At 53.7% G+C, this 17,934-nt stretch carries 10 protein-coding genes; 4 read left to right on the top strand and 6 right to left on the bottom strand.

What is annotated here, in order from left to right; translation table 11 throughout:
• Positions 1 to 131: 131 nt before the first annotated feature.
• The gene (gene uca, locus D8682_RS02585; RefSeq protein WP_121813448.1) at positions 132 to 3,752 is read right to left on the bottom strand and encodes an urea carboxylase; all 3,621 of its coding nucleotides are present in this window, start codon (positions 3,750 to 3,752) and stop codon (positions 132 to 134) included.
• An 11-nt stretch (positions 3,753 to 3,763) separates the two neighbouring features.
• Positions 3,764 to 5,560 (bottom strand): allophanate hydrolase, encoded by a 1,797-nt coding sequence (gene atzF / locus D8682_RS02580; protein ID WP_121815616.1) that lies wholly within the window; start codon positions 5,558 to 5,560, stop codon positions 3,764 to 3,766.
• Between the two features lie 460 nt (positions 5,561 to 6,020).
• Between atzF and dtpB the strand changes: the two genes are divergently transcribed.
• Complete coding sequence (dtpB, locus tag D8682_RS02575) at positions 6,021 to 7,499, top strand: dipeptide/tripeptide permease DtpB (RefSeq protein WP_064546835.1); 1,479 nt, start codon at positions 6,021 to 6,023, stop codon at positions 7,497 to 7,499.
• Between the two features lie 68 nt (positions 7,500 to 7,567).
• On the opposite strand, the gene D8682_RS02570 is transcribed toward dtpB, so the two are convergent.
• From D8682_RS02570 to D8682_RS02555, 4 genes are all read right to left on the bottom strand, one after another.
• Positions 7,568 to 7,801, bottom strand: coding sequence for a DUF2526 family protein (locus D8682_RS02570; protein ID WP_064518779.1), 234 nt, complete (start codon positions 7,799 to 7,801; stop codon positions 7,568 to 7,570).
• A gap of 64 nt (positions 7,802 to 7,865) precedes the next feature.
• The gene (locus D8682_RS02565) at positions 7,866 to 8,621 is read right to left on the bottom strand and encodes an alpha/beta fold hydrolase (protein WP_121813447.1); all 756 of its coding nucleotides are present in this window, start codon (positions 8,619 to 8,621) and stop codon (positions 7,866 to 7,868) included.
• Positions 8,622 to 8,773: 152 nt separating this feature from the next.
• Positions 8,774 to 10,372, bottom strand: coding sequence for an ABC transporter substrate-binding protein (locus D8682_RS02560; RefSeq protein WP_121813446.1), 1,599 nt, complete (start codon positions 10,370 to 10,372; stop codon positions 8,774 to 8,776).
• A 174-nt stretch (positions 10,373 to 10,546) separates the two neighbouring features.
• On the bottom strand, positions 10,547 to 11,260 hold the full coding sequence (locus D8682_RS02555; RefSeq protein WP_121813445.1) for a glutamine amidotransferase: 714 nt from the start codon (positions 11,258 to 11,260) through the stop codon (positions 10,547 to 10,549).
• 196 nt (positions 11,261 to 11,456) lie between these two features.
• Between D8682_RS02555 and D8682_RS02550 the strand changes: the two genes are divergently transcribed.
• The 3 genes from D8682_RS02550 to D8682_RS02540 are packed head-to-tail and all read left to right on the top strand — an operon-like array spanning position 11,457 to position 17,878.
• Positions 11,457 to 12,773, top strand: a complete 1,317-nt coding sequence (locus D8682_RS02550; protein WP_121813444.1) for an SrfA family protein — start codon at positions 11,457 to 11,459, stop codon at positions 12,771 to 12,773.
• A gap of 3 nt (positions 12,774 to 12,776) precedes the next feature.
• Complete coding sequence (locus D8682_RS02545) at positions 12,777 to 15,749, top strand: virulence factor SrfB (RefSeq protein ID WP_121813443.1); 2,973 nt, start codon at positions 12,777 to 12,779, stop codon at positions 15,747 to 15,749.
• Entirely contained in the window at positions 15,746 to 17,878 is a 2,133-nt protein-coding gene (locus D8682_RS02540; protein ID WP_121813442.1) for a virulence factor SrfC family protein, read from the top strand. The genes D8682_RS02545 and D8682_RS02540 overlap by 4 nt, the downstream gene beginning before the upstream one ends.
• The last annotated feature ends 56 nt before the right edge of the window (positions 17,879 to 17,934 follow it).

Genomic DNA, 17,934 nt, shown 5'->3' with positions numbered 1-17,934 from the left:
TCCGGTTTTCTCCTTCTCCTGGAGGAGAAGGGATTGTCCGGTTTTCTCCTTCTCCTGGGGGAGAGGGGATTGTTCGGTTTTCTCCTTCTCCTGGGGGAGAAGGTCGGGATGAGGGCGTCCGTCACCAAACATCACACCGCATCCAGCCACAACAACGCATCGCCCGGCCCAACCGGATGCCCTTGCTGGCAACTGATTCGCAAGACCGTGCCATCACATGGTGCGGCCACCATCAGTTCCATCTTCATGGCTTCCACCACAATCAACGGCTCACCCTGCTTCACCGTTTGCCCAGGTTCCACGAGGATTTTCCAGATATTGCCGTTCAAATCGGCACTCACCAGATGGCCCTCCTGGTCTTCAATATCCAGCGGCTCCGCCTGCATCGCGATCTCAATGGCAGCACTTTCTTGCTCTTTCCAGTTCGCCACTTCGCGGTTAAATGCCAGTTGTTGGTGCTGGCGGAAATCAGCAATGTCATCGGCGTTGTCGGCAAGGAACGTGGTGTAAGCGGCAAAATCAAACTCGACTTCTTCAACACGCACCTGCGCGCGTCCTTCACGGAAAGCGCTGCGGAACTCGGTCAACTCATCTTCCGTTACCGGATAAAAACGCACCTGGTCGAAGAATTTCAGCAGCCATGGTTCGTCGCCAAACTGTTCGTTTTTAAGGAATTTATTCCAGATAGGCAGCGTGCGCCCCACCAGTTGGTATCCACCGGGTGAATCCATGCCGTAGATGCACATATACATGCCGCCAATCCCGACGGTGCCTTCGGCAGTCCAGGTGCGCGCTGGGTTATATTTCGAACTGAGTAAGCGGTGGCGCGGGTCGAGCGGCACTGCGCACGGTGCGCCGAGATACACATCTCCCAAACCCAGAATCAAATAACTGGCGTTAAAGATGATCTCCCGAACCTCGTCGCGGTGCGCCAGCCCATTGGTGCGCTGAATAAAATCAACGTTATTGGGCAGCCATGGCGCATCGGCGCGCACGGTTTCTTTGTAACGCTCAACGGCGGCAAGGGTTGCGCTGTCTTCAAAGGCCATCGGCAAATGCACAATACGCGACGGGATTTTAAGTTTCGTGACATCGCCGAGCTGTTTTTCCAGGCCAAGCAGCAAAGTGAGCAATTGCGACTGGGAAATATGCTGGCTGTCGTAACGCACTTGCAGCGAACGCACGCCCGGCGAAAGCTCTTCAATGCCGGAAACCCCGACCTGATTGATGGCTTTCATCAGCAGATAAATACGCAGGCGCAGCGCCAAATCCAGCACGTTGTCGCCGTATTCGATCAGCACATAGTTGTCACCTGCCTGGCGGTAAACCACCGCCGGTAAATCACCCTGCGCCGCCAGTTCTGCGAGAATTGCCGCACTTGAAGTGGTAGTTGGGGTGATCGACGGGTGCAAATCCGGTAGGTTCAACACGTGCAGCAAATTAGTGACCGCCACGTCCTGGGCGATTTCCAGCGACTGAGCATGTTCAAAAGTAATGGCGTGGAAGCGAATACGGTCGCCAGGCTTCACCTGCCCGACTTTCCACAGTTCCGCTTTGGCGATGGTTACCGGGCAAACAAACCCGCCAAGGCTTGGGCCGTCGCGGGTCAAAATCACCGGGAAGTCTCCGGTAAAATTCACCGCGCCAATCGCGTATTCACAGTCGTGAACGTTGGAAGGATGCAGCCCCGCTTCGCCACCGTCAGCTCGCGTCCACTGCGGTTTCGGGCCAACTAATCGCACGCCAAGGCGGTTGGAGTTGTAGTGAACCTGCCATTCGGACTCAAAGAACGTTTGCATCGACTCCGGCGTGAAGAAATCAGGTGCACCGTGTGGCCCGTACAACACACCGATTTCCCACACATCGCTGTACTGCGGAATCACCGCCGGTTCCGGCGTTTGCGGCAGTGAAATCGGCGCAGGCGTGGTGCAGGCTGGCAAGCAAGGCTGGGAAATTGCCAGCACATCCGCCACTCGCAAGGTGCGCCCGGCGTGGCCGCCGAACTGCCCAAGGGCAAACGTTGAGCGGCTACCGAGATACACCGGCACATCAATTCCGTTACGCACCGCCAGATAGGTGCGGCAACCCGAAATCGCACGCCCCAGCTTTAGCGTTTGCCCTGCTTTCACAATCACCGGCTGCCAGTAAGGAACCGCTTCATCGTCGAGCGTTGCCGGGCAATCCGCGCCCGTTAAGGCAATGGTCGCCGCACTGTGGAAACGCAGCGTTGGCCCTTGCAGGGTAAATTCCAGCCCGGCGGCTGACGGATGGTTGCCGACAATGCGATTTGCGAGGCGAAACGCAAAATCGTCCATTGGCCCCGATGGCGGCACGCCAATGTCCCAGTAACCCAGTCGGCCTGGGCTGTCCTGCACGCTGCTCCAGGTGCCCGGCTCCAGCACTTCAATCGCATGCGCCTGGTATTCCACACCATCAAGCAAACGCGTCCACATCATTCCGGCTTTAAATTCTGCCAGTTGCACGATTTGGCGCAGGTAATCGAGGTTGGTGGCGATACCGTGTAAACGCGTGGCGGCAAGTACGGTGTTCAGTTTACTTAACGCCTGCTGACGATCGTCGCCATAAACGATCACTTTGGCGATCATCGGATCGTAGAACGCACTCACTTCACTGCCGGTGCTAACCCAACCATCAACGCGAACATCTTCCGGGAAGAAAACGTCGGTCAGCACGCCGGGGCTTGGCTGGAAGTTTTTCAGCGCATCTTCGGCGTAAATGCGCACTTCAATGGCGGCACCTTTTGGGGGCCGCACCAGACGTTGCCAGTCCAGCGTGACGCCCGCGGCCACATTAATCATGCATTCGATAAGATCCAGACCGGTGACCATTTCGGTAACCGGGTGCTCTACCTGCAAACGGGTATTCACTTCGAGGAAGTAAAACGCATCGCGAGCAGCATCGTAGATAAACTCCACGGTGCCTGCGCTGCGGTAATTCACCGATTCGCCTAGTGCCACGGCGGCGGCGTGAATAGCTTCACGCGTGGCCTGCGGTAAATTTGGCGCGGGCGTTTCTTCAACAACTTTCTGGTTACGGCGTTGCAATGAACAATCGCGTTCGCCCAGCGCCACCACTTTGCCTTTGCCGTCGCCAAAAATTTGCACTTCAAGATGGCGGGCGCGGTCGACAAAACGCTCGATAAACACACCATCGTCGCTGAAAAACTGCTGTCCCATGCGTTTTACGCTCGACCAGGCGTCAACCAGGCTCGCTTCATCTTCACAACGTGTCAGGCCAATGCCACCACCACCAGCGGTAGTTTTCAGCATTACCGGGTAACCAATTTCAGCTGCCGCCAGTTGTGCTTCTTTCAGCGTTAACAGCAAACCGGTTCCCGGCGTCATCGGTACATCAGCTTTAAACGCCAGGTCGCGAGCGCAATGCTTCAGCCCAAAGTCACGGATTTGTTCAGCGGTGGGGCCGATAAAAACGAGGCCGTTTTCAGCACACGCCTGGGCAAATTCCGCGCGTTCGGACAAAAAACCGTAGCCTGGGAAAATCGCCTGCGCGCCGCTTTGTTTGGCTGCCGCGATGATTTTCTCGATATCAAGATAGCTTTCAGCCGCTTTCTCACCGCCCAACGCGATGGCGACGTCGGCATCCATCACATGCTGTGCATTGGCGTCGGGCTCGGAATACACCGCCACGCTGGCGATCCCCATTTTTTTCAATGTTTTAATGGCGCGAACAGCAATTTCACCGCGGTTGGCTATCAATACTGAGCTAAACATTTTTCATCTCCTCAGGCGCTGTGGTGACGGGCAAGCCAGGCTTTCCAGCCGCCCCACGCGGTAATATCCGTGGCATCGCTTAGTGCTGCGGGTTCGCAAATAAACCCTTTCACGCTCCTGCCGTCTTCCAGAGTCAAAGTACCGATCCCAAGCGGCGCGGGGATCTCCGCCACAAATTCACCGAATCTAGCCAGCGGGATATCCCATAGTTCTACGGCAATCGGCTGCCCTTCCAGACTGCGGGCAAGGCCCGGTTTTGGCGGCTGAGTATTGGCCAGCGCATAAAGGCGATAATTGGCAGCGGTGCGCGATTCTTCGATAAACACCGCATTGCGCGTGGTGAGTTGGTGGTTGAGCGGCATTCCACGCAGATGTGCGCCCACCACGGCAACGCGAACGTGGTTTGCCGAGATTTTTGCGGTAATGGTCGCAGGAAGTGCTTTTTCAGTCGCACCCAGCGGCTGGTCCAACGCCTGCTGCCAGCTTTTGCCGAAGTGACTCAGCGCCTGGTCATGCCATGCGGGCGCGATAAGCGTGATTCCGGCAGGAATTCCGTCTGCGCGGAAATCCCCCGGCAGCGCCAGCGCGCAGAGGTCAGCCAGGTTGGTAAAGTTGGTGTAGGTGCCAAATTGCGAGTTGTAGCGCACCGGTTCCTGCGCCATTTCAGCGAGGGTATGAATAGTCGGAGACGTTGGCACCACCAGCGCGTCAAACTCGCTGAGTTGCGCGTTAATTTGGCGCGAGAGTTCAGCGCGGGTGTATTCCGCCTGCCAGGCATCACAAGCCGTGTAGTTCAGGCCGTTTGCCACAATACCGCGCACGATTGGGTCCATGGCTTCAGGCTTATTTTTGAAAATATCGCCAACCGCAACGGTGCGCTCGGCCACCCACGCGCCGTTATACAGTTGAGCGGCTAACTCGTTAAACACCGTGAAATCAATCGGTACCAGTTCCGCGCCCTGCTGCTGCAAACGCGCCAGGGTTTTGGCGAAAGCCACTTCACTTAAACGGTCCCCAAAGAATTCAAGCCGATCGGGAATAGCAAAACGGAGTTTTTCACTAAAACGTGCCGGAGCGGTCTGCGGGTTGGCGCGGGAGTATGGATCTTGCCGATCGTAACCGCCAGCAATCGCTGCAACGGTTTCAGCATCTTCAACGGTTAATGCGAACACTGAAACACAGTCGTTCAATCGACACGCAGGAACCACACCGGCAGTAGAAACCCAACCTTTGGTCGGTTTCAGACCAACAATATTGTTAAAACCTGCTGGCACGCGGCCTGAACCGGCAGTGTCGGTTCCCAGCGCAAAGCACACCAGCCCGCGAGCCACCACCGATGCGGAGCCCGAACTGGAACCCCCGCTGACATATTCAGGGTTGAAGGTATTTTTTACTGCACCAAACGGAGAGCGAGTGCCGACTAATCCGGTGGCAAACTGGTCGAGGTTGGTTTTACCGACCACAATCGCCCCGGCCGCTTTCAGGCGGGCTATCACCGTTGCATCTTTTTCAGGGGTGTAAGTAAATGCCGGGCACGCCGCGCTGGTGGGCATTCCGGCAACATTAATATTATCTTTCGCCGCAAAAGGAACGCCTAATAATGTAAAATCTGCTACTTGCTTTTCACCAGAATTAATTGCCTGAAAAATTGTGGTTAATTGTGCATAAATTTCATCCTGCGTGGCGATATATATCCACGCATTATCATCACGGGATAAATTTGCATTTAATTGCTGATATGCCGCCACTAGCTGTTGCGGATGCTGGCGGTAACTCGCGACCCATTCAGGCAAGGTTGCCACTGACATAAACTGGAATCCCATCTGGTATACAAGATGGAGCAAATAAAGCATTTACCGTGCCAGGTATTTACAGCGCTGATAATCAAGAGATTTAAATATACCTAAGAACGCATCATTCATTTTTCGCACTATTATAGAGCGAAGGATTAAGTTAATTATCCAGAAAGGTGCAAATAGATAACTTCATATTATTTTCTTATATTTTAGATTTGTCGGATGACGCTTAAGCTTATCCGACCTACGAAAATCCCCGGGAAAACATAAAAATGTCATGCTCGTGATTTGATAGTGTGATCAACCACCAGGAAAGCAAATTAACCATACAATACCCTAAGTATTGTCTCAAATGCGGCATTAACACCGCATGCGGATGCGCAAAATAGAATACGATTCCATCACAGATCGAACTTAGGTATAGCGCCAATAGCTGCTTATACTTCCTTAAAATGTCTAAAGGCAAACGAACATGAATAAGCCCGCCCCTACCGGTTTATTGCAGCAACCTAAACCGTTTTTTATGATTTTTTTTGTTGAGTTATGGGAGCGTTTTGGATACTACGGCGTGCAAGGTATTCTGGCCGTTTTCTTCGTTAAAGAGCTCGGTTTTTCACAGGAACAGGCCTTTGTTACCTTTGGTGCCTTTGCCGCACTGGTTTACGGGCTGATCTCAATCGGTGGTTATGTTGGCGATCATTTATTAGGAACAAAACGCACGATGGTTCTTGGTGCCGTGGTACTGGCGCTGGGCTACTTTATGACCGGTTTGTCGCTGCATAATCCTGATATGATCTTTATTGCCCTGGGCACCATTGCGGTGGGCAACGGGCTATTTAAAGCCAACCCAGCCAGTCTGCTTTCAAAATGTTATCCGCCAAAAGATCCCCGTCTGGACGGCGCATTCACCCTCTTTTACATGTCTATCAACATTGGTTCTTTGTTGTCTTTGTCTCTTGCTCCCGTCATTGCCAACAAATATGGCTACGCCGTTACCTACAACCTGTGCGGCATTGGCTTAGTCTTCGCATTGCTGGTTTATTTCTGCTGCCGTGGCATGGTGCGCGACATCGGCTCGGAACCCGATAGCAAGCCGATGAGCTACAAAAACTTACTGCTGGTTTTAGCGGGAACTGTGCTGATGATTTACGTTTGTGCCTGGCTGATGCATAACGTAAAAGTGGCCAATATTGTGTTAATTGTGCTGTCCATCATCGTGATTTTCCTCTTCTTCCGTGAGGCCGCGAAGCAAAACAAAAGCGATCGCAACCGCATGTACGTCGCCTTTGTGCTAATGATTGAAGCGGTACTGTTTTACATTCTGTATGCCCAGATGCCGACGTCGCTGAACTTCTTTGCTATCAATAACGTGCGCCATGAAATTCTCGGTTTTACTATCAACCCCGTCAGTTTTCAGGCTCTGAACCCATTCTGGGTGGTGGTCGCCAGCCCTATTCTGGCTTCGCTGTATACCCGTTTTGGTGCCAAAGGCAAAGATCTGACGATGCCTGCCAAGTTCACTCTCGGCATGTTCCTGTGTTCGTTAGGCTTTTTAACTGCCGCCGCCGCTGGGATGTGGTTTGCTGACGCGCAAGGGCTGACCTCACCGTGGTTTATCGTGCTGGTGTATTTGTTCCAGAGTTTGGGTGAACTGATGATAAGCGCGTTAGGTTTAGCAATGGTCGCAGCGCTGGTGCCGCAAACTATGATGGGCTTTATTCTCGGGATGTGGTTCCTGACCCAGGCCGCGGCCTTCCTGCTCGGCGGCTACGTTGCCACCTTCACGGCAGTGCCAGAATCCCTTAACGATCCGCTGCAAACGCTGCCGATTTATACTGGTGTGTTCAGCAAAATTGGCATCACGACCTTTGTTATCGCGCTGATTATGGCCGCAATGGTGCCGTGGCTAAACCGTATGATGAATATGCAACCGGAAGTGAAAACCGCTTAACTTTTTCGTCTTTGTTTCTTATCACGCCGCCTTCAACGAAGGCGGTTTGTGATAACACTTTCTGAAACTTAAATAATGGTGCCGCCTTTGGTTAAATCATCACGGCGCTGTTCCACTTCCGCTTTGTGATGATGGCCCTTCTGCGCAATGGCGTTACGTAAACGCTGCTGCTGTGCGTAACGGTCTTCGCGGGTTAACTCAGCATCGTCGCTCAGTTCAATCAGCAACTCATTCATATGCTCAATCACATTTTCAGTTACCGCTGCGTCTACGCGGGCAATAACATCTTCCAGGTGCGCCATAACTATCTCCTTAATTTTAGAGGTATACCTTATGACTCCGCGGTGATTTTCTCAAGATCATTAATCATTCGTGCTGTTTACAGAATGAATCTAAGGCTCCGGCCAATGTCGCTGGATTCTCCCATGACATGGAATGCCCGCATTCGGTTAATACCGATGTGCTAATGCCCCCGTTTTGAACTTGGGTGAAATCACCGTCGGGGAGCGATTGTTCGCCAAAGATCAACGAACGCGGTTTCTCCATGCGCGCGAAAATCGTTAACCAATGATTACCCTTGATCAGACTTTCCGCTCCACGCCATACAGCCCAGGGGGCCGCTGCCGCTAAACTTCCTGACCATGGGCCATTTTCATTGTTAACCATTGCATTATGCCGATCTGCGACATAATTCGCTTCAGTTACGCTGCAAATTTGTTGGCTAAAAAAGCCGCCGCCCGCATGGAAATTAGGCTCTGAAACGATCAGCCCGGATAAATTTGCCGTCAATAATTCTGCTGCTTCAATACAGATACTGCCGCCCATGCTATGACCATAGAGAAAATACTTCTCCAGTTTCAGATGACCAATAAGTTCAGCCACCACTTGCGCCTGTTCTTTAATTGAATAACTGAAATCGCGGGGTTTTTCGCTATATCCGTAACCGGGGAGGTCGATAAGAATCGCCCTTCGTCCAGCAAAATTTTTATCAGCAACGACGCGGGGATATTCATAAGATGAGGCGCAACCGAGGCCATGAACAAATACAAGCGGTGTGCCGCTGCCGGGCAAGTCCAGCCAGCGGACGCGGCAGTTTGCAGTGGTTGAAAAAAATGACTCCATGTCGTTATTCCTGTCTTTTTAACGGTGGATGTCGCTAACATTCATCCCTACAACTGCTGTCTTGTAGGGGGGATAAGCCGAAGGCGTCATCCACCATTAATGCCAATAATGTCGGAGGTCGCTAACGCGAATCCGACCTACACAAAAGCTTATCAGTTCAATTTTGCTTTCGAGAAGTCGCTACCGTTCAGGCTCACACTGTAACCCGTCACATTACTGCGCGTGGCGTAGAAGGTTTTGCCGTTAGCGAGTGGGATCCACGGTGCTTGCTGGTAGAACACTTCTTGTGCCTGCTCGTAAAGTTTGGCGCGTGCGGCCGGGTCGCTGGTCAGTTTTGCTTTCTGTGTCAGCGCATCGTACTGCTTGTCGCACCACCGCGCGGCGTTGGAACCACTTTGGATGCTGCCGCAACCGAGCAAGGTATCGGCGAAGTTGTCCGGGTCGCCGTTGTCGCTCATCCAGCCAAATAATGCGGAGGAATGTTCGCCTTTACGCATACCTGAAAGATATTCGCCCCACTCAAAGGTGACGATTTTCGCGTTCACGCCCACTTTCGCCCAGTCATGCTGAATCATCTCGGCGATGCGACGTGAATTCGGGTTGTATGGGCGTTGCACTGGCATCGACCATAAATCGGTATCGAAGCCCTTCTCAAGGCCCGCTTGCTTGAGCAACTCTTTGGCTTTGGCTGGGTTGTAGCTGCGATCTTTCAGATCTTTATCAAAACCTAACATGGCTGGTGGAATCGGTGATTTTGCAATGGTGCCCGAGCCCATAAACACGGCATTAATAATGGCTTGTTTATCGACGGCGTAATTCAGCGCCTGGCGAACCAGCACGTTGTCGAACGGTTTTTTGGTGGTATTAAACGCCAGATAACCGACATTCAAACCATCGACGGTATGCAGCTCGAGGTTTTTATCGGCTTTAATGGCTTCGAACTGTACCGGTGCTGGTGCGGGGATAATCTGGCATTCGTTCTTCTGCAATTTCGCCATGCGCGTTTGCACGTTTGGCGTAATCGAGAAGATCAGGTGTTTAGTTGGCACTTCGCCATTCCAGTAATTCGGGTTTGCCACGTAGCGAATCAACGAATCCACTTTGTATTCCTGCAACGCAAACGGGCCGGTGCCGATGGGTGCGGTATCGACCTTTTCTGGCGTGCCCGCTTTTAGCATCGCATCGGCGTATTCAGCCGAAAGAATCGACGCAAAGTCCATTCCCCAGTCTGCGAGGAAGGCCGCATTTGGCTCACTCAAAGTGAACTGAACGTGATTGTCATCGATCTTCTTCACTTCAGTGATGAGCTTATCGAGGCCAACATCGTTGAAATATTCGTAACTTGCCTGCGAGACATTGTGGTACGGGTGTTTCGGGTCTTTTTGTCGCATCACCGAGAACACCACGTCGTCGGCGTTGAAATCGCGCGTCGGTTTAAACTCTTTATTGCTATTGAACTTCACGCCTTTGCGCAGCGTGAATGTGTAGGTTTTACCGTCCGGGCTGATTTTCCACTCTGTCGCCAAAGACGGCACCGGCAGGTTATCACTCGGGCGGAATTCAACCAGCCGGTTGTATAACGTTTGCGAGCTGGCAACAAACGTTGGCCCGGAACTGGCGATTTGTGGGTTGAAGGATTCTGGAGAGGCTTCTGAGCAGTAAACCAGGGTGTTATTCGCGGCAGCGAATGCGGAGCTGGCGGGTAATAAGCTGGTTAACAGCAACGCGAGGAGGGTTTTCCCTGTCGACATGATTTTACCTTTTGTTTGCTTGCCAAAATGATGAGTGAACTTATTATTTTTAAGGATGAATCACACCATAACCCAGGGCCGCTGACAAATAACAAAAGGCTCTCACGTTATTCAGAAACAGGGATATTTGTGCAGTTTTCCGTCAAATACAGCACGATCTCCCGCCATTCATTTTTACAACAATGCAACGAATCGCTGAAGGATCGAACGTGAAACTGGCGTGTCACTGACAGCCGCCAGTAAAGCATCGCGATCTTTGCCTTTCATCGCCACCCTTTCACTGCGGCTGGTAATGATTTTATTCATCACTGGCGCCCTAAATTCCGGGTGGAATTGCACTGAGAATGCGCTTGGCGAGTAACGAACTATCTGATGCGGGTCGTGGCTGGATGCGCCCAACACCACTGCACCTTTAGGCAGCGCGAGCACGCTTTGCTCGTGGCTTAAAAAGGTATCGAACGAATTTGGCAGGCCGCTAAGAAGCGGGTCGTGCTGGGCGGCGTCATTAAGCGTGACGGCTATTTGCCCCACTTCGCTGCCTTTTGGATGGTAATCCACTACACCACCCAGCGCGTAAGCCATCAACTGGTGCCCGTAGCACACCCCCAAAACCGGCACACCCGCCTCGATAATTTCCCGCAGCCACTCGGCGGTGCGCTCACTCCACTCTTCATGGTCCGTCACCATTGCCCATGAACCGGTAATCACCGCGCCGCTAAACGTGCCGACAGCGGGAAGTGCTTCCCCTTCAAACGGGCACACCACGCTAATCGGGCCAACATCCCCCAATGCCGCGTTAAACCACTGCGGCTGTTCACCTACAGCTTTGCGAATATCTAACGGCGGATGACCCATTTGAACCAGTAATAACGGCAATGTTTGCGGCATTTATGGCGCGCTCCCGAACGAGTTGCGAAGAATAATGAGTAGCACAAAACCAGGGAACGTCCCAATGACTTAAGTGCAATCGCCCGATAATTAGAGAAAAAACCCGTCTCTTCCACCGTTCACTTGCGCAAGCTTTCAGTAAAGTGGCAAGCGTGAAGATGGCTCAAACTGAGCTGAAAACAGCAGGATTGATGACGTGGCAAAAACATTATTGCGCAGCGGATGCTTAGATGACTTCCTTTCGCTAGGCGAAAACGGGCAGACCGTATTCGACTCAGCGCTACAAATTCGCGAAACATTGCGCTTACGCAAACAGCAGGCAGTGGTCGATAGTCTGGCAATCCCGCAGCCAAACGATGAAGGTGACCGGGTTGACTGGTACGCGCCATTTGAAGGCACAGTCGTCAGTTGGGCGGCAGCGAGTGATGAACAACGCAAAAAAGCCCTGCGTTACCTCGATAACTGCCAGGCCAATGTCGCCTCGTTAATTCAGCGCTGCCAGCAGGCGGAAAAAACGGCTATCCAGCTGTTTGGTTCGTTGCTGGCGAATGCGTTACAGTTTCCAGGCAGCCAGCATGTCTATCTGGTTGACGGCAAACCGGTTCTCACGTTTTGGGGCTTTGTCAGCCTCAATACTGACGCCCGTACCGATGCCATGGACTGTTTACGCATCGTTGAAGAACATGAACCGGTTATCGAGTTTCTTCCCGAACCGCCGCCTGCCGATCCGCCTGTGGTGGTGCTTAGCGAGCCGGATGAGCCGCTCTATTCTATTGCGCCTTCTATTATTATTGCCGAACCCGTCATCGAAACGCTGCCAGTGCAACAGCCCGTTGCCCAAACTGTGCCTGATGTTTCACCGGTTAAAAAAACACGGCGCTGGTTGCTGCCCGTTGCGGCAGCGATTATTGCCAGCATCGCTGCCCCGCTCGCCTGGTTTCTGATATCGACCCCGCACGCAGAACCTTTAGCGCAAATTGCCCCAGAAGTTAAACCAAAGGTTATCGCTCCGGCGGTGATTCAGGCGCAACCCGTTGCCCACGTTTCCACATTGCCTGTTGCCCAGGCTGCCGTTATCGAATCGCCCGCGCCTGAGCCAGAGCCGGTGGTTACGCCTGCTGAGATTCCCAAAGGCGCGCTGATTTTACCCGCCGACGCATTAAAAGCCGGTTCCACCAAATTCCTTAACGGCAGCTGGCGCGTCGCCATCAATGTGAAAGATTCGATTACCGGCAAACCGCCGACGCTGCGTTATCAAATCGCCAAAAACAAAGGCACTGTGCGCCTGGTTCATGGCGACAACATTGTCTGTAAAGCGGAAGTCTTTTCAGGGTTGATGCAGTCCGGAACATTGATGATTAAAACCCGTGGCAATGCACGTTGTAGCGATGGTTCGCGCTACCCGCTGCCGGAAATTGCCTGTAATGCTGGCGCGAATGATGTCGCGGAGTGCACCGGGCGCTATCAAGGTGACACCGTGGTGCCTGTGACATTTAAAAAAGTGAGTGATTAAGCCATGCTTGCCACCCTGTATCCCTATAAACCGAGCGTGACGCTCATTAAAGACAGCGGCATTCAGTTTCTGGATTTCGGCCTGGCGCCGCAGCCAGACGCCCCGCACACCGGGCGCTTTGTGCGTAAAACGGCAAATGGCCCACTGCTGCGCCTTGATTACGATGTCGTGCCTGGCAAGTTCACCCTGCCCGGCACTCAGGGAGCCGCTCCCGAAGTCGTCAAACCTGAAAGCATCATCACGCTGGGTCACTCGCTAAAACTGCTGGATAAAACCTGGCTGCCGCTGCCGTTCCTGCGTTTTAACCCGCCGCGCACCTTTGTTGGCGGCCCGGATAACTGGGCGCGGGTGCAAATTCGCAGCCTTGAAACACCGGACTCCGCAGGCAACACAGTGCGTATTACCCTCGCGCTGGACACCAAAATTCTGGCTGACGACAACCCAGCCGCACATCTGGCTCCCACGCAAAATGATGTGCGTAACGGCGCACGCTTTGCGCTGGCCTGGCAAAACGAAGAAATTAACGATTTTATTGACCAGACCTGGGTTGATGGCTGGTTACGCGAAGTGTTCACACAATTTGTTACGCGCCACGAGTCACGCAGCGAGCGTGAACTCAGCCATGCGCTGAAAACCTTCGAGTATCAGGCGCACTACCTCAATATTATTGAGATGCTTGGTGCACAACTGGCGGTGCCGGAAGTGAAAATTGTCACCGCCACGCTGCAAGCGCCTGCCATTCCGGTCGATCTGGTACTGGACGTTGGTAACACTCACACTTGCGGCGTGTTGATTGAAGACCACGGCGAAGCGAACGATGGCCTGCGCCAGACCGCCGAGCTGCAAATTCGTTCGCTCAGCGAACCGCAAACCATCAATGAAGCGATGTTCACCAGCCGCCTCGAGTTCTCAGAGGCCAAATTCGGCAAACAACATTGCTCGGTAGAAAGTGGCCGCGATGACGCATTTGTCTGGCCATCGATTGCCCGCGTCGGTGATGAAGCACGCAGCATGGCATCTGCCCGTTTAGGAACCGAAGGTGCCAGTGGTATTTCCAGCCCACGCCGCTATTTGTGGGATGAAACACCGGCCAACCAGGACTGGCGCTTTAGCCAGATGGGCGTGAAAACGCAGCGCGAACCGCTGGCCACCGCTTTCCCGTTAATGAACCTGATGAACGACGACGGGCAACCGCTCTATTCATTACCGTTAGAAGATCGCCTGCCAGTGTTCTCGCCGCAATACAGCCGCAGTTCGTTGATGACCTTAATGCTGTGTGAATTACTGGCGCAGGCGCTGATGCAAATCAACAGCGTCGGCTCGCGCCAAAGCATGGGCCACCTGAATGCGCCACGGCAGTTGCGCCATCTGATCCTCACTCTGCCGTCGGCGATGCCGAAACAAGAGCGTGAAATCTTCCGCCAGCGGATGCAGGAAGCGGTTGGGCTGGTGTGGAAAGCAATGGAATGGCACCCGACGGATGACGGTTTCAGCAACGATCGTGATTTCCAGAAAAGTGTGGTTCCGGTTCCTGATGTGCAGATGGAATGGGACGAAGCCACCTGCGGGCAACTGGTGTGGTTGTATAACGAAGCGCTGGTCAACTATGCGGGGCAAAGCGGGAACTTCTTCCAAAGCCTGGCGCGCCCAGACCGCAAATTAGCCGCCGATGAGCTACCGGGTAAAACGCTGCGTGTCGCCTCAATTGATATTGGTGGCGGCACCACGGACATGGCGATCACCCAATATCATCTGGATGAAGGCGTCGGCAGCAACGTCAAAATCACGCCACGTTTACTGTTCCGTGAAGGGTTCAAAGTGGCGGGAGACGACATTCTGCTGGATGTTATCCAGCGTTGCGTATTGCCCGCACTTCAGACACAAATTCATCGGGCGGGTGTGGCAGATACCGCAGGATTAATGACTACGCTGTTTGGCGAATCCGGACGGATGGATACGCGTGGCACGCTGCGCCAACAAACGGCGCTGCAACTGTTTATCCCGCTTGGCCATGCCGTGTTGTCGTGCTGGGAAAATAGCGACCCGGATGACAGCCACGCGATGCTGGAAGCGACGTTTGGCGAACTGCTAACCCAGCGCCCAACCGATAACGTGATTAACTATGTTCAACAGGCGGTCCAACACGCCCTGCCTGCCGATGCCCCGGCATTTGATTTGTTTAGCGTACCGCTACATGTTGAGTTGGCCAAGTTACAAGAAGCGATGCTGGCAGGCCAGTTTACGCTGACCGCCCCGCTGCAAGCGTTGTGTGAAGTCATCAGCCATTACTGTTGCGATGTGTTGTTGGTCACTGGCCGACCAGGCTGCTTGCCGGGCGTGCAGGCGCTGTTACGCTACCAGCAGCCGGTGCCAGTCAACCGTATCGTCTGGCTGGATAACTATCAGACTCATGAATGGTATCCGTTTAGCCAGCAAGGCCGCATCGGCAACCCGAAATCCACCGCGGCCGTAGGGGCCATGTTGTGCAGCCTGGCGATGGATTTACGTTTGCCTGGCTTTAACTTTAAAGCGTCCGACATTCAGGCTTATTCCACAGTGCGTTACCTGGGGATGCTGGATGGCAACAACACACTGGTCGAGAAAAATGTCTGGTATCGCGATATCGATCTCGACGATCCCAAATCCACGCTGGATACCCGCCTGCATTTCCCATTGCGCGGTAACGCCTGCCTGGGGTTCCGCCAGCTTGACGATGCGCGCTGGCCTGCCACGCCGCTCTACACTTTGGCAATCAACTCGCCGCAACTAGCCAAATCCATTGCCGGAGAAGGCGTATTAAACGTGCGCTTGCAACAAACGCGCGAAGCCGACGCTTTTGTGCTGGCGGAAGCCTGGTTGCAGGACGGCAGCAAAGTGCCGCTCAACCAATTAAGTTTTAAATTGAATACTCTGGCAGGAAGCTACAGCGGTGCCAGCCATTACTGGATTGACAGCGGGAGCGTGTACCAAAAATGACTTCAAAAACCTCAACGCTGCAACAATTAGTGGATTGGCTACAGCAGGCTCGTCTGTCGGTTCCGTTCATTGACAACGAAGCCGATGGGTTGCTGCATAACATAGCCGCCCTTCAGCAACGCCAGATTCAGATTAACTTGCAGGCGGAGCAGCCACTAACTTTTGGTTTATATGGCCACTCGGTAGACGGCAAACACCATCTGCTGACCACGTTATTGGGCGATAACTTCCAGCGCATTGAGATTTTGCTTGGCGGCAAAGTGCTGGATTACCTGACGCACATTAACCCTGGCCATGCCGCGAGTGTGGCGGTGCGCTTTACCCGCCGCGAATTACCGGTTGCGGAACATTACCCGCTGCTGCTGACGCTGTGTAATGCAAGCGAACTGGCTCAACGCCTGATTCGCCAGTATCACGCCACGTCAGCTGCCCGTTTTGCGCAACCTGAGGCGATCGCCGCAAGACTTCGGGAATTGCAGACTAAGCGCCTGGCGCAACCTAACCCAGCGATAACCCAGTTGCAACTGTCTGATATTGCGCAGGCTTATCATCAAGTGGTGCGTCGCCAGTATCATCTGGGCAGCGCGCTGTGGCAGCAAATGGCTGAGCTGATGCCGTGGCTGAGCAGTGCCGATCAGGCCGCGCTGCTGGCTCCGCTATGGGGCGACAACGCCACCAGCACCGCGCAGTGGCAACATCTTGCCGAGATGCTGAATCATTTGGGTTATGCCCGCCAGGTGCTGGCGCCTGCCAATTTGCTGGTGGATACCTTTTTACTTCCCGTGGAAGGTTTTCTGTTCCCGACCACACCAGACGTGGTGGAAATCAATGCCGACGTGCTGGTCTGCCCGCTGTTCAATCAGGAAATCGCTACGCAAGTGAGTCTTTCACTGCTTGATTTGCAGCAACTGTGTGCCGAAATCACGCTGACGCTTAACCATTTACCCCAGTTGCCACACGTCGATGTGGTGGATATTCCCCTGCTGCAACTCGACGATTACGCACAATATCTGCAACCCGATAAATTAGTGGTGTGCAATGCGGCATCAGAGCGCAGCGAAGTGAACGCCGCAGGTAAAATGCTGGCACGTTGGGTAGATAAAACCCAGGCCAGCAACACCACCACACCAGGTTTAATTTGGGCGATTACCCCGCGAGATGCCCGTTTTAGCGGCGCAAATCTGGATGAAGGCGTGCAGCGTATTATCGGCCTGCTGGGCAAACGCTGGGGTACGCTGCAAGCGCTGGACAGCCGGAATATGCACCGTTTGCTGGGATGGTTGACGGACGCACTGGTTCCCGCGCAACGCACGCTGCGCATTGAAATGTTACAGGCCGCGCTGAACACAGAAATCAGCGCCCTGTTCGCTCATCTTCTCGACGGCGAAAACCTCACGCCGGAGCGCGCACGTTCGCAGGCAGAAGATCTGGTGCGGACACTACAGACTCGCGCTGCCAGCCATGGTGAACTGCTCGCCAGCCTGCTGCCAGAACGCCATGTGCTGCAACAAAGCTGGTTGAGTCATCAGCAATTGCGCAAACAACAACCCGTTGGTTTTAGCCTGGATATCGACCTGTTCGCCGACGAAGAGAGCCCTAACCCACAAACAGCGGGCATCGACAGCTTCGCAAGCGTGGTGCATCTGTTGTGGATTAACCATCTGCGCCAGTTGGCAGCGCGCCAGGAAATTGCCGAGCTTTGCGGGCTAGACAACACGCAGCTTCAGGCCTTGTGCCAGTTGCTGATCATCGCCAGTTATCGCCTGAAACTATCGGAACAACTCGACACGGCGTTGCGCCATGGCGATGGCAGCATGGCGCAGGAAATCACCTGTGTAAGCGCGGTGTTGGGGGATTTTGTCAGTTGGTTAGGCTACGCGCAGATTGAACCAGCATTACGCCCGGCAAGCCGCGTCAACAAAGGTTCACCCGTGTTTACCCCGCAAGCCCAGGCAACCGCCAGCACCCGCCTGGTGCGTTTGGGCGACCAACCTGCTCGCGGCAATACGCTGTATGTTTACGACTGGCTGGTGGCGCTGTACACCCGCGCGCTGGAAAACATCGGTTATCGCCATCCGCTGGATGTGAGCGAGCAACAACGCCAGCAGTTGCGGGAGTTATTGGTTTGATCTGAAAATGGTGGATGACACTTGCACTGATGCACCCAACAAATCTTTCGGACGTG

It is taken from the genome of Buttiauxella sp. 3AFRM03 (genome assembly GCF_003675305.1).
Lineage (GTDB): Bacteria > Pseudomonadota > Gammaproteobacteria > Enterobacterales > Enterobacteriaceae > Buttiauxella > Buttiauxella ferragutiae.
This window is presented reverse-complemented; position numbering and strand designations above follow the sequence as displayed.